9 protein-coding genes and 1 pseudogene are annotated in these 13,344 nt (G+C 58.9%); 7 read left to right on the forward strand and 3 right to left on the reverse strand.

Annotation, left to right across the window (positions count from 1 at the left end; all coding sequences use genetic code 11):
• The first annotated feature begins 109 nt into the window (after nucleotides 1-109).
• The 5 genes from ASB65_RS18195 to ASB65_RS18215 all read left to right on the forward strand — a co-directional run bounded on the left by ASB65_RS18195 (nucleotide 110) and on the right by ASB65_RS18215 (nucleotide 6,938).
• Complete coding sequence (locus tag ASB65_RS18195) at nucleotides 110-961, forward strand: hypothetical protein (protein WP_060724922.1); 852 nt, start codon at nucleotides 110-112, stop codon at nucleotides 959-961.
• A 130-nt stretch (nucleotides 962-1,091) separates the two neighbouring features.
• A complete protein-coding gene (locus tag ASB65_RS18200; protein ID WP_060724923.1) occupies nucleotides 1,092-3,341 on the forward strand; it encodes a polysaccharide biosynthesis tyrosine autokinase in 2,250 nt (749 codons plus the stop codon).
• A gap of 13 nt (nucleotides 3,342-3,354) precedes the next feature.
• On the forward strand, nucleotides 3,355-4,008 hold the full coding sequence (locus tag ASB65_RS18205; RefSeq protein ID WP_020811394.1) for a hypothetical protein: 654 nt from the start codon (nucleotides 3,355-3,357) through the stop codon (nucleotides 4,006-4,008).
• Nucleotides 4,009-4,086: 78 nt separating this feature from the next.
• Entirely contained in the window at nucleotides 4,087-5,658 is a 1,572-nt protein-coding gene (locus ASB65_RS18210) for an O-antigen ligase family protein (protein ID WP_060724924.1), read from the forward strand.
• A gap of 74 nt (nucleotides 5,659-5,732) precedes the next feature.
• Nucleotides 5,733-6,938: a glycosyltransferase family 4 protein gene (locus ASB65_RS18215; protein ID WP_060724925.1), complete on the forward strand. Its 1,206-nt coding sequence runs from the start codon at nucleotides 5,733-5,735 to the stop codon at nucleotides 6,936-6,938.
• Nucleotides 6,939-6,978: 40 nt separating this feature from the next.
• On the opposite strand, the gene ASB65_RS18220 is transcribed toward ASB65_RS18215, so the two are convergent.
• Both ASB65_RS18220 and ASB65_RS18225 read right to left on the reverse strand, forming a co-directional pair.
• Nucleotides 6,979-8,073 carry a glycosyltransferase family 4 protein gene (locus ASB65_RS18220; protein ID WP_060724926.1) on the reverse strand — a complete coding sequence of 365 codons (1,095 nt, stop codon included), beginning with the start codon at nucleotides 8,071-8,073 and terminating at the stop codon, nucleotides 6,979-6,981.
• 55 nt (nucleotides 8,074-8,128) lie between these two features.
• The gene (locus ASB65_RS18225; RefSeq protein WP_060724927.1) at nucleotides 8,129-9,277 is read right to left on the reverse strand and encodes a glycosyltransferase family 4 protein; all 1,149 of its coding nucleotides are present in this window, start codon (nucleotides 9,275-9,277) and stop codon (nucleotides 8,129-8,131) included.
• 413 nt (nucleotides 9,278-9,690) lie between these two features.
• Between ASB65_RS18225 and ASB65_RS18230 the strand changes: the two are divergent.
• A pseudogene (locus ASB65_RS18230) lies at nucleotides 9,691-11,024 on the forward strand (SGNH/GDSL hydrolase family protein).
• Nucleotides 11,025-11,162: 138 nt separating this feature from the next.
• The gene (locus ASB65_RS28560; protein WP_060724928.1) at nucleotides 11,163-12,587 is read left to right on the forward strand and encodes a hypothetical protein; all 1,425 of its coding nucleotides are present in this window, start codon (nucleotides 11,163-11,165) and stop codon (nucleotides 12,585-12,587) included.
• 54 nt (nucleotides 12,588-12,641) lie between these two features.
• On the opposite strand, the gene greA is transcribed toward ASB65_RS28560, so the two are convergent.
• The gene (gene greA, locus ASB65_RS18240) at nucleotides 12,642-13,124 is read right to left on the reverse strand and encodes a transcription elongation factor GreA (protein ID WP_060724929.1); all 483 of its coding nucleotides are present in this window, start codon (nucleotides 13,122-13,124) and stop codon (nucleotides 12,642-12,644) included.
• Between the last annotated feature and the right edge of the window lie 220 nt (nucleotides 13,125-13,344).

The following is a 13,344-nucleotide window of genomic DNA, read 5'->3' on the forward strand; positions in this document are numbered from 1 at the left end:
TGATCCTTTGCTTGGGCTGTGCGATTTAAAAAGAAATTTTAGATGTTGGGTAACCATCCCCAACGTTGGATGTATTTAAAGTCGTATTTTAAAAGATTTGGAGAGTTGGATGCCCCGCATTCGTAACGGCTCGATGCTCGTTGGTGCGATGTTTGTTGCCAGCATGGGTCTCTTTTCCACTGTCGCCAACGCACAAAACGTGGATTCCGTGCCACCGGCCGCCCCGCAGCAGACCCCTTCGGTCGAAAGCGCCGCAACGGGTGCGCCCGTCAAAGCCGCCGATGAAGCCACCGCTGCATTTCTTGCCCGCGTCAACACCACCAATCCGGACACGGTTTCCATTACCGCGGCTGAACTGTTCAAGCAGTCTCCGACGCAGGGAATGATCAAGGATCTGGCCACCATTGCTTCCAGCACGGATGCGGCAACGGCCGACGTGACCGGAAAAGTGACGAGCGGCTTTCCGATCATCGCGGTTTCCACCAGCGCGGCACAGTTTTCCGAACAGCTTTCCGCCCTGATCCTGAGTGATTCCGGCCAATTGCCAACCATCGTCGCACTGGCCCAGAAGGTCGGCAACAAAGACTTTTCCGAAGTTGTCGGCGAAGGCCTGGCACTTGCCCACGCCACCGCAATGCGCAATGGCAATACGATACTTGCGGCCGCCATCCAGTTGCAGACAAAAGGCGCCAACGTGCCCGCCGATCTTCTCATTGCCTTTAGCGAGAATATCGAGGGAACGGCTGCCGGCCCGGCCGCTCCTGCGGCTGCCGCGGCGGCTGCATCGCCGATCGGCGGCGCGGGATCCTCGCCGGCCAGCGCCAACAGCATCGGCGGCTCGGGAACCGCAGGTGCCGCAGGCGGCACCGCACAGGCAGGTGGCGGGAGCCCGCCGGCTGGCCGTGGCAGATCGCTGTCAACCGGCAGCACCAGCACGCCGACGAGCACGAGCCCCGTTTAAATTTGGCTTTGTCGCCTTTCCCACCGGGAAGGCTGCCGCCAGTTCTGTGATGCAACCGTGACTTGGCGGGCCTTGCGCCTGCCGAAAAGAGCGAGGCTGACAGTTGTTGCAAAGGCACGATCCCCTGACGATGGCCGATTACGATAAAAGCGGGCTGACGGCCGAGTTTATCGACATCGATGCCGCTCTTGCGATAATCCGCCGGCAATGGCGCATCGTCCTTGCCGCGATCGCGGTTGCCGGGGCAATCGGCCTCGCCTTTGCCGCGACGGCCGTGCCGATCTATTCGGCTACGGCGACCCTGCTGATCGACCGCAACAATAGCCAGATTGTCGAACAGCTTTCGACGATCGGCGGCGTCATAGAGGATGAGGCCTCCATTCTGAGCCAGGTCGAGGTCCTGCAATCGGAAACCATCGGGCTTGCCGTTGTCGATAGTCTCAAACTCACGGAAAATCAGGAATTCAGGGCAACGCGTGCGTCGCTTCTGAGCTCGATATTTGGCACTATCCGTTCGCTCGTCAACGTTTCGCAATGGTTCTCGCCGGCAAAAAAAGAGTCTGTTGTTGACGATGGAACCCTGAAGAGATCGCTGTCGGACCAGCTGCTTAACGGCCTCAGCGTCAAGCGCATCGGCCGAACCTACGCGCTGGAACTCACCTATAATTCGACATCGCCGGTTCTCGCCGCGCAGATCGTCAATGCCGTGGCCTCGGCCTACCTGCTGGACAAGCTGAACTCCAAATACGAGGCGACGCGGCGGGCCAGCGACTGGCTGTCCGACCGTATTGCGGAACTGCGCCAGCGCGCGCTTGATACCGATCTTGCCGTGCAGAAATTCCGGGCCGAACATAATCTGATCTCGACCGGCAATAACAGCCTGCTTTCCGATCAGCAGCTGGCCGAATCCAATAGCGCCCTTATTCTGGCGCAGTCGGAGACGGCAAAGGCGCGGGCACGCGTGCAGCGCATCGAGCACATTCTCGCCACCGACGATGTCGACGGGGTCGTCACCGATATTCTCGACAGCTCCGTCGCAAACGATTTGCGCAAGAAATACCTTGAGTCCTCGAAGATCGAGGCGGAAATCACGAGACGCCTCGGCAGCAACCATATTCAGGCCGTGCGTTTGCGCAATGAAATGCAGGAATATCGGCGGTTGATGTTCCAGGAAATCAGCCGCATCGCGCAGAGTTACAAAAGTGATCTGGAGGTTTCGGAAGCGAAGGAAAAATCGCTTGCCGAGAGCGTCGCCAAAGCAACCGACATCAGCAACTCGGCCAGCGAAACACAGGTTCAGCTGCGCGAATTGCAGCGCGAAGCCGAAACCTACAAGAACATGTACCAGACGTTCCTGCAGCGTTATCAGGAAGCGATGCAGCAGCAGTCCTTCCCCGTGACGGAAGCGCGCGTGATTTCCAAGGCGATGCCGCCCAGGATTCCGAGCAAACCGAATAAGCCCATCATCCTGGCGCTGTTCATGATCATGGGCGCGGCAGCCGGCGGCGGTATCGCCATGTTCCGCGAATTCCGCGATCGGTTTTTCCGTACCGGCGAACAGGTTCGCAATGTCCTCGGACTGGAATTCCTCGGCAATACCCCGCTGATCCCGAACAAGCCGGCGACAGAGGCTCCGGAAAGCGGCCATCCCGGGCTGACGCTTCCCACCAGCGTTGCGCGTTACGCGGTTGACCACCCGCTCTCCTCCTTCGCCGAAACCCTGCGCAGCACCAGGCTCGCCATCGATCTTGGCATTCCCGCCAAAAGCGGGGCGCGGATTGTCGGTGTTGTCTCGGCCTTGCCGAGCGAAGGCAAATCCACGATCTCCATCAATCTGGCGCAGCTGCTCGCCGGGCAGGGCGCTCGGGTCCTGCTGCTGGATGCCGATATCCGCAATCCCGGCGCCACGCGCGCCATGGCGCGTCACGCCAGCGAGGGTCTGCTCGAAGTATTGCTGGAAGGCCGCAGCGTGCAGGATGTGGTGCTTCGTGACGAAAAGACAAAGCTCGCTTTCCTGCCCACGGTGGTCAAGCAGCGTGTCCCTCATTCCTCCGAATTGCTGACCTCGGCGCAAATGCACAAGCTGCTGGCTGAAGCGAGCAACGCTTTCGACTACATCATCGTCGACCTGCCGCCGCTCGGGCCGGTGGTCGATGCGCGCGCCATGGCGGGACGGATCGATGGTTTCATCTTCGTCACGGAATGGGGCAAGACCGCTCGCAGGGCGGTGCGGAACACGGTGGAAAATGAGGTCCATATCCGCAAGAAGTGCCTCGGCGTCATCCTCAACAAGGTGGACACCGAAAAGCTGAAGCTTTATCGCGCCTATGGTTCAAGCGAATATTATCATTCGCGCTATACACGATATTACCATGACTAGGCGTGGCGGCGTGATGCGCCTGCGGAAAATCCTCGCGGTCGTACCGGTCCTCGTCATTTCCGTCTTTGTCCTGTCCGTCGCGGCGCAGGCATTTTCCCAAAGCCGGCGTTTTTCCGATATCGTCGCATTGGCAAGGATCGCCGATGAAAATAACGGTCTTGCACCTGAACTGCTTGCAAAAACCGTCGCTGAACTTCACCCCGTCATCACCGAAAAAATCTGCCGTTCGGATATCGTCAAAGCCGGGCTAAGGCTCGTTCTGGCCGATCTCGATGCAAATGGCGCCGATCCGGCATCCGATTCCGGCGCGGCGCGCCTCGGTTTTGCCGAGACCTTTATTCGCCATTCGCTCTCCTGTTTTCCCGCAAATGGCGATGTCTGGCTGCGTCTTGCCATGGTTCGTTCGCTGCGCAACGCCTCGCCCATGGAAGTCGCCGTGCTGATGAATTTCTCCCAGCTCTACGGGCCCGCCGATGCCAATCTGATCCGTGGGCGTTTCGTGATGTGGCAACAATTTCCGAAAAACACTTTGCCCGAGGCCGAAGCGGCCCGCGAGGCGGACACGGCCATCGTCTGCGGCAGGCAAGGAGAAATCCTGCGATGGACCCTGGCGGAAGTCTGCCCAAAGCCGCCATCGGAAGGCGCGACACGCCTGACGCTGCCATGATCTGAAACAGCAAGAGAACAAACCCCGTCCGTCGTTCGGGCATAACCACCACAAACAATTCCGACAAAGCCCAAAGACATGTCGCTTACCGAAGCCCGATCAGAACCGCTCTCCTCCCCGCAGCCTCCATCGGCGGCAGTTCGGGACCGTGTCCGGCCGGTCGCAATCGTCGCGTTCTGGGCGATCTTTCTGCTGGCGCTTCTCAATCGGGGCGCAACGGAAATCGAAAGCCGCATCGTTGTCACGGCCGCCATCTATCTCCTGCTGGTGCCATCGATCCTCCTGTTCGGACCTCCCAAGGCCGGTGCAGGCAAGGTACTTGCGGCGGCCTGCCTTTTGTTGGGAGCGCTTATCGTGCAGATGCTGCTGCAGGCATCCCCCCTGCCCGGCATCGCGCGCGCCAACCCGGCCTGGTCCACCGCCGCCATGTTCATGCAGAATGCGCCAGCCGCAACGATCTCACTGACGCCTGCGGATGACCGACTCGGCCTCATGAGCGCCGCCCTGCCTTTCGGCGTCTTCATGACCGGCCTTGTGATTTTCGATACCGACGAGCGTGCGGCCAAGACGCTGCGATGGTTTGCAATCGCCGGGGGCTGGCTTGCGCTGTTTTCGATCGTGCAATTCGTGCTTTTTCCCGAAGCTCTCGGCTTCATCCAGAAACGCTTTTATCTCGGCAGCCTCACCGGCGTCTTTGTCAACCGCAATACCGCCGCAACCTTCTTCGGTCTCATTCTTCTCACGCTCGCCGTATTATTACACAAAAGTCTCCTCGCTCCGGATTGGGCGAGAGTAAAGGCGCTCGTGGCAAACCGCCTGACCGTGCCGACTGAGCAGAAAAAGCTCATCCGCAGAGCCGCTTTTCTCGGGGTACTAGCGGGCTTTTGCTTCATCGCATTGATGCTGACGGGATCGCGTGCCGGGATCGGATCAAGCCTCGCAGCGCTGATTTTCCTGATCCTTCTGATTGTGTTCAACTCTCCCGCCAGAACCGGCCGCAACGGGGTCTCCGGCCGGCGCAGGCAGCGTGGGACGAGACGTCGCGCCGCGCTCCTGATCGCGATCGCCATCGCCCTGTTTGCACTTTTCGCCAACCGGGTGGCGCTTCGCATGGAAACACGTTTGGAAGATGACATGCGCTTCTGCCACATGCCGGGCATCGCGCGCGCCATCGCCGACAATTGGCCGCTGGGATCGGGCCTTGCAAGCTTTACGGAAATCTATGCGCCCTATCATGCGGCGCGATGCGGGGTGGACGCCGTCGTCACCCATGCCCACAATGTCTATGCCGAGGGGCTGCTGACACTCGGCGCGGCCTTCCCGTTTTACCTCGCTTTTTTTGTGCTCATCCAACTGGTGATCTTTATTCGCGGGGTACGGAAACGCAGAAATTATCGTTATGCCTCTCATCTCGGCCTTGCGGCGCTGCTGCTTGTGCTGCTGCATTCGACGCTTGATTTTTCGCTGCAGATTCCCGGCTTCGCCATGGCCTATGCCGTTTTCCTCGCCCCGGTCGTCACGCTTTGCCTGAACCCGCCCGGAATGGAACGGGAAGGACGCAAAAGGCAGAGACAATCTCCGGCCGAAGCTGCAATGCCGGCACCGATCCATTCAAGCCGGACGGCACAAACTCCGCTTCGTCTGCCATGACAGGAGTTTGGCATTGGTTCGCGGATGCAACATAATTGTCGTGATCTTAACGCCATGGGCGCAGGAATTTGAGCATGCGGATATTGCAGATAACCTCGCTATTTGCTCCGGATCGGGTGGGAGGTGCGGAAATATTCGTGGAAGACCTCGCGCGTGGACTTGCGGATAAAGGACACACGGTCGCGGTGGCCGCCATCTCCCGTAAAGAGCAGGCAACGGAACAGCGAGACGGTTTCGCCATTCACCGCCTCGGGCACACCACGCCGTTCTTTATCGGCGACTGGGGGCAACAACCGGAATGGAAGCGAAAATACTACAAGATCGCCGTGCAACTGGATCCGCGCCTAGTTCGCCGGCTTGCGCATGTCATCGATGATTTCCGGCCGGATGTGGTCAATACCCATTCTCTCTCGGAACTGACGCCGCTGATCTGGCCGATGATCCGCAAACGCGGCATTCCGCTCGTTCATTCGCTGCATGATTTCACAAGCATGTGCACCAACGGCTCGCTGTTTCATGACGGACATATCTGCGATGGCAGCAGCAAAAAATGCCGCGCCTTTTCTTACCTCCACCGGCGTTGCCAATGCGCGGTCGATGCGGTTGCCAGCGTTGGTCACGCTATCGTCGATCGTCATGTGCGGGCCGGGGTTTTCACCCACGTGCCTAAAAACCGCCGCACCGTGATCTGGAATGCGATTTCACCACCGGCTTCGCCACAACCGCGCCTCCCCCGCGCGCCGGGAGAGCCGCTCGTCTTCGGTTATCTGGGCCGCATCGAAGCGGCGAAGGGAGCGGACCTGCTGATCGAGGCCCTGCAGCTCCTGCCGCCGCAAGGCTGGCGACTGGTCATGGCGGGCCGCGCGCCTGATGGTATCGGGGCCTATCAGCAAAAGACAGCCGGCCTTCCGGTAACGTTTCCGGGCTATGTGGAGGCCGATCATTTCTTCGCCGGCATAGACTGCCTCATCGTCCCGCCCTTATGGCCGGAGGCTTTCGGACGTACCGTCACCGAAGCCATTCTGCGCGGCGTACCCGTCATCGGCGCAAATCTTGCGGGCATTGGCGAGCAGATCGGTGCGGACAGGCCAGAACGCCTGTTTACGCCGGGCAATGCCGCTGAACTGGCCGCGCGCATGGCGGAGGCCATGCGCAATCCCGCCATGCTCCAGGAAACCGCTGAAACCCGGGAGCGAATTCGGCAAGGCGTCGCGCCCGAAGGGGTCGTTGCGGCCTATGAAAAACTCTATTCGGATGTGCGTAAAACCGAAGACGTATGAACCGTCACTGTCGAGATAAGGCGCTTATGCCCCCGGAGCCTCAACGCCGCGCTTGAAAAAGCTGCGCGTAGCTTTCCGCCGCCTTCTGCCATGAATATAATTTACGGTTTTCATAACCTGCCTGGCGAAGACTGCCCGCCAGTTCCGGATTCCCCACAAGCCGCTCAAGCGCATCGACAAGGCTTCGAGTGTCCGCCGGATCAAAAGTCAGGGCGCCACGGCCGGCGATCTCCGGCGTTGCGGAACGGTTGGAGCAGACGACCGGGCATCCCAGCTGCTGCGCCTCCAGCACCGGCAGGCAGAACCCTTCATAGGTAGAGGGTACACAAAGGCAGGCGGCATGCCGGTAAAGTTCGGCCAGCTGCCGGTCATCTATTCCGGAAAGCCGGATCAGCCGGGTTTTCAATTCCGGATCATCCAGCGCGCCGGCGATTTCCTCCGCCTCGTCGCGGCCGACATGCACGACACGCAGATCCGGCCATTTTTTACCGAGTATGGCAAAGGCTTTGCCAAGGAGGGAAAAATTCTTGTTGGACGTCGCGTTTCCGACCACCAATATGTAGCGCCCGGCAACAGGCGGTACCAAACCAAGAGTCTCGGGATCGACATTTAGCGTACTGTCGGAATGAATGGTAAGGCTCTTATTGGCAGCGGCAGGATAAAAACGCGCCAGATCCTTCCGTGTCGCGTCGGATACGCAGATGACCTGATCCGAGCCGGCCATCATCAGCTTGAAGATGAAATCGGTCGTCAGGGTCGCCCGCCAGCCGATCTGTTCGGGAATGGTTCTGAAATAAAGATCGTGAACAAGGGTGAGACGCCGTTTGCCGCCGAGGGGACTTCCGAAAGGATCGGCGTTAAACAGCACATCGATGCCATGCCGGCGGCAAAGCGCGGGCAGCATGGCGGCCTGACGCACCACGTCAAAAACCATGATGCGCGGCCGCGGAGTCTCGATAAGCTGCAATCGGCTGCCCTGCAGGCTTTCTGGCAGTTGCGCCCGCGTCCACGGAGAGCGCAGAACATAATCGTCGGCCGTCTGCTCCAGCAGCCGCTCCAGCAGGCTGAAAGTTACGCGGGCAACACCGGAGGCCTTGCCGCCATATTGGCTCGGCATGTTTACGAGAATGCGCATCCTGGCCCTTCCGCCTGCCGGCATTGCCTGTTCCTGTCGATCACCGAACGGAAGCTCACGCTGCCTCCTCCAGCAGCGCGGAAACGGACCTACAGGTTTCCTCCAGCGAGAAACGTTGGCTCACATCCTCCCGCCCCTTTTGCGCCAGCCTTTCCGCCAGAGCCGGATCGGACAGAACGCGGCCGAGCGCTGCGGCCAGCGCAGATGGCTCTCCCGGCGGCACGAGAAGGCCCGTTTCGCCGTCACGGATGATTTCGGTAACCCCGCCGCCGCGCGTGGCGACAACCGGACGCCCGCACATCATGGCCTCGACAACCACCCGGCCGAAGGGCTCGGCAACAATTGAGGTGTGAGCAACCGCATCCATCGCCGCCATCAGGTCCGGCACATCCGAGCGGAAACCGAGGAAGCGGACGCGATCGTCGAGACCGAGACGGGACGCCTGTTCGCGGATACGCGCCTCATAGGCCTCCTGCCCAAAAAGTGCGCCACCAACGATGACCGCCTGCACGCCCTCCATCGCCGCAATCGCCTCCAGAAATACATGCTGTCCCTTCCATTCGCTCAGCCGGCCAAAAAGGCCGACAAGCGGCTGCGGACCAAAACCCAGTTCCGCTCGCAGCCGCGCGGCCGTGCCCGGCTCGTAGACCTTCGCCCTGGCGGGATCGCAGCCGTTGTAAACGGTGCGAACCTTATTCGCCTCGCCGCCGGCTTCGATGAAAGCCCGGCCCGTCTCCTCGGAGTTGACAGCCACCAGCCTGGCGAAAAGGCGCGCAAATGCCAGCGAAGCCCGACGGTTGGTGGTGCTGAAAGCGGGATCGGTGACGATATCGTGCAAAATCCAGACGAGCGGGCGACGGCTGAGCTTCGCGGCCAGCGCGCAGACAAAAAGCGCCTTTTGCGAGTTGGCGCAGATCACATCATAATGCCGCGCCTCCCGGCTCAATTGCCGGGCGACCGCCATCACATCAGCCGCTCCGCGTAACAGGGCGCCGAACGACGCATTGCGGCGGATCGACAGCATTTTTTCTCCGGCGGACAGCATGACCGGAGGCCGCCCGGCGTCAACCAAATCATCTGCGGCCGCACCACCACTGAGAAAACAAGCGCGCCAGGAATGCGGTCCACCCTTGACGAGATCAGCCAGAAAAAGTTCGGCGCCGCCCTTTTCTCCGGTATGGCTGACAAAAAGAGCGGATGTCATGCCGTCTCCCCTGCCGTAGGAGAGAACCCACGATGCGTCTGGTCTTGATTGCGGGCATGAACAGCACCCCTGCGAAAAGAACCATCCTGCCCGATAGCGACAGGGATATCTTCGTCGGAGATTACAGAGAAATGCACATTGCTAGATAAAAATACCAGCATCAGAACCTTTATTAGTAATAAAATTTAAAAATAGCAAAAGTAAAATACAATTATTCTATTTTTATACTTCAGACGAAATGCAAGAAAAATTCATGACGTTTGTTTTTATGCGCTGATCGCCATCCCGCTCCCGGCATTTTTTTCCCGTGCCTCATGGCGGAATTATCCTGAGGCCAGACCAGGAGAACGAACGATGACAGCGCTCGGATACAACATATGCATATATATGGCACGAACGGAAGAGGTGGCGGCATGATCGGCGTAACGCTCGGCATCCGCCCCCGGACCATGGGCGCCATCGGTCTTTCCTTGACGGCGTTCTCTGTCCTGCGCGCCCGGCTGACAGCGGGTCAGAATGCCACGCTGTTCGTGAACGGCGACAGCACCGCCCATGCCGAAGCCGGACCATTTCAGCAATTTGCGATGATGCTCGGCGAACTGCACGATACGACGGTGGTGTTACACCGCTGGGCGGAATGGGAAACGAATGCCGCCACCGGGCCAAAAGCCTATGCGGAACCGGTCACGCTGCGCGCCAGTAAGGGGGCGAGGCTGGCGGTCTATCTCGCAACGCTACCCGGCGGCATGGCGGGTTACATGCTCGCGGAACAGCGCGCAGCGGCGCTGAATATCCCCGTCCGGATCTTTGCATCCTGCATCAGGGCCATAATATGCAAACCTTCGAGGTGCCTGGCGGCATTTTGAGCTCCGGGCGATCCACCCTGCTCGGCCCGCTCGGCATGACCGAATGGCAATGGCCGGGCACGCCACAGCTCATCACCACGCAGAACCCGTGGCGTGATGGGACGGGTTACGACAAGGTCTATCAGGCAATCCTCGATTTGGCCCGAGCACATCCGAACCTTACGCTGGTGGATACGCATGCGGCATTTCTGGCGAAGGCCAAGGACGCCGCCCTTTATCGGGACAATATCCACCCGAACGATGCTGGATCGCGGCTCATTGCCCGAACCCTGTTCGATTCCTACCTCACTTCGGCGTCCGACAGCGGTTTTCAGACACCTTGCTGGCCGAAGCTGCCTGCCGCCAATCTCATAGGGAATGGTGACTTTACTGACTGGTCGGGCTCCGCTCCCACAGGCTGGGGGCTGACTTCGCCAGGCTCGGCCACCAAAACCACCGAAATCATCTTCTCCCCGTCCTTCGCAAGCAGCCTCGCGCTCTATGCGAATGGCAGCCAGACCGCCGGGCTCACGCGTTACTTCCGCAATGCGGAGGCCGCAGCGATGATCGGCAGGACGATTTCATTCGCCGTGCTCTACAAAAACAACGAGAAGCAACGTCTCCCTTACATCATGCTGGTTGCTAAAAGCGGCGGCGCAGTCAGGACGATCATTTGCTCCGCCCTGCAATTTGGAGGCGCCAACATCTCCGGTAACAGCGGCTGGATGTGGGCGATCGCCAACGGGATCGCCATAGATCCAGACATGAGCCCGACCGGGTATAATTTTTATCTGCGCATCCTTCCCGCATTCGGCACCAGCGCGCCCACCTCAAATGAGCCAGTTCACATTCAGCGCATCATCGCGGTCGAAGGGGATTTGCCGAAAGGCAATCTTGTCTAATGGAGAAACGGATAAAATTATCTTGCGTGGCGACGTCATCGAGCCCACTAATGGTCGCCATATTATATTTATTGCCGCGCGGTAACACCCCCCTCTAAGGGACCGTCGAAATCCGCCTACAAAAGATAAAGGCCGCGAATGAAAAAACGAAAAAATCATGCGGCATCGCGCCTGCCCGCCCTACCGGGTTTCGTTTTGGCAATGCCGCTTTATCCCTCAAAAACGATCAATATTCCCGGCATCTTTCTCGCGATATTCGTTTTTTCCATCGGTTTCTTCATTCAGTGCAACGTGGTGACCAGCAATATCGGCCTGCGTTTCCTCAACATTACCGACATGCTGGTGCTGATGACGCTGCCCGTCATTGCGCTGCTTTACATTCGCTGCCTGACACCGTCGATCGTCCTGTTTTACCTCCTGCCGCTAACGGTCCTGTTTGCACTCACGGCGCTGTTTGCCGACGCGCGTGGCGATGGCGAATTTTATACGACGGCGATGACCTATTTTTATGCGGTCTATTTTCTCTTCTTTGCCTACATGCTGTTCAAGGAGAACCTTCTCGAACTGTTCTGCTGGGGCATGTTCGCGGGCTTCATAGCCGTGACTATCCTGCTTTTCCTTGACATCGTCATTCATGACCAGCTTGCCTCCCTCGGATTGTCCTTCATGTTCGATGAAGCGGGCGTCCTGGAACTCGCGGCAAAAGGTGAAATAACGCCGCTGCTTTTGCGCGTCGAAAAGGCAGGCGGCATCTGGCCTGTGGGAAACACCGCTGGACCAGCCTTCGCACTGGCCGGAGCAGCCGCTGCCTATCTCGCCGAACGCCAAAGACGGCCCGCGCTGTTTGCGGTGTTTCTGCTCATATACCTGGCAAGCTTTACGCTCACGCTCAACCGCTCGGGTGTGTTTGCCGTGCTCGCCATCGGACTTTATTTTTACGTCCGGAATTTTTCGGTCAAAATGCTGCTCAGCACGTATTTCGGCTTTGCTTTATGCGCCCTTGTCATCGCCGCCGTTCTGCCGCTCGGCGCTTTCGACTTCGCGGGGGAGGTATTTTCGAAACGTTTTCTCGAGGACAGCAATAGCAGCAACAACTTGCATGAGCGGTGGGAGACGATCACCGGCGGTTTTCAGGTCATGTTCCTGCATCCTTTGGGCATCGGATTTACAGCTCGATACGAAGAGCTTGCGCGTATCGCAAAGATCGGCACGCCCCATAACGGCTTTATGGCCACCGCCTACGCTTCCGGCCTGGGATTTTGCATGATGAGCGCCTTTGCGCTGTTTTATGCAATTTTCCGAAAACGCAAGATCGGCTTTTTCGTCTATTCGGCGATCGGGATCATTATCGGCTATCAGTTCGAAGAGCTGAATTTCAATCCCGTCTTCATGGCCCATGTGGGGCTTGCCCTCGCCTACGCCGCCATAGATCTGGACTTCAGGCTCTTCCTGAAGACCACAGTGATGCGGATGCTGGGAACAGCAGATGACGCTCGCCACCGAGAAGAAGGAATCGTTATCGGTAATCCGGGCCTCAGCCCCTTATTGTCTGACGGCAGATAGCAACAAGAAGGCCCTTATTTTTGAGGGCCCATTTTACCCAGTCCGGCCCGGGCGTCAGGCGACTTCGATGATTTCGATCTCCCTGCCGGCCAAACTGACCAGATCACCAGCCATTTTTCCCATCAGCACCCTTGCAACCGGGGAGACATAGGACATCGTTCCGGCAGCCGGGTCGGCCTCATCTTCGCCGACGATTCGAAACCGTTGCGTTCGTCCGTCATCGCGGCTGAACGTCACCAGACTGCCGAAGGCGACGACGCCATCCGCTGGCGGATCAGGCATCAGTTGGGCGGTGAGAACCCGCTCGGAGAAATATCGCAGATCCCGTAGCGGGTTGGCGGAAATGCGCCGTCTTTCATTGATGTCTTCAATGGCATTGGCCGTCTCACAGGCTTCGCGCGCCAGTCGCAACTGCTCTTCCAGCGCCTTGAGCCCGGACTGCGTTACCAGATTGGGATGAGGCGAGATTACTCGATCCGGCAGAACGGTTTCGGCTGCGGTTTCCGCGCTGTCTTCCTTGGTAAAGGCTACGCTCAATCCTGATACTCCATTCCTCAGATGCCGCGCGGACATCTGCAATCCGCCCCGATCTTGCCATCACCCGTAGGGGTACAGCAAGAGCGCGCCGATGGTTCAAAACCCGACATATAACAGGCGGAACCGGCCGATGACAACGCGCCCGTTCAACAGCTGAATGCAACCGCAGGGGAACATACCCCTTATATTTCGGCCTAACAGGAGGCTTTTTGCCCTGTTA

Origin of the sequence: Agrobacterium tumefaciens str. B6 (assembly GCF_001541315.1) — a bacterium.
GTDB classification, from domain to species: Bacteria; Pseudomonadota; Alphaproteobacteria; order Rhizobiales; family Rhizobiaceae; genus Agrobacterium; species Agrobacterium radiobacter.

What these genes read in the sequence shown, in the direction of transcription:
- ASB65_RS18195 (WP_060724922.1), top strand. Translation starts at nt 110, where the DNA reads ATGCCCCGCATTCGTAACGGCTCGATGCTCGTTGGTGCGATGTTTGTT.
- ASB65_RS18200 (WP_060724923.1), top strand. Translation starts at nt 1,092, where the DNA reads ATGGCCGATTACGATAAAAGCGGGCTGACGGCCGAGTTTATCGACATC.
- ASB65_RS18205 (WP_020811394.1), top strand. Translation starts at nt 3,355, where the DNA reads ATGCGCCTGCGGAAAATCCTCGCGGTCGTACCGGTCCTCGTCATTTCC.
- ASB65_RS18210 (WP_060724924.1), top strand. Translation starts at nt 4,087, where the DNA reads ATGTCGCTTACCGAAGCCCGATCAGAACCGCTCTCCTCCCCGCAGCCT.
- ASB65_RS18215 (WP_060724925.1), top strand. Translation starts at nt 5,733, where the DNA reads ATGCGGATATTGCAGATAACCTCGCTATTTGCTCCGGATCGGGTGGGA.
- ASB65_RS18220 (WP_060724926.1), bottom strand. Translation starts at nt 8,073, where the DNA reads ATGCGCATTCTCGTAAACATGCCGAGCCAATATGGCGGCAAGGCCTCC.
- ASB65_RS18225 (WP_060724927.1), bottom strand. Translation starts at nt 9,277, where the DNA reads ATGACATCCGCTCTTTTTGTCAGCCATACCGGAGAAAAGGGCGGCGCC.
- ASB65_RS28560 (WP_060724928.1), top strand. Translation starts at nt 11,163, where the DNA reads ATGAAAAAACGAAAAAATCATGCGGCATCGCGCCTGCCCGCCCTACCG.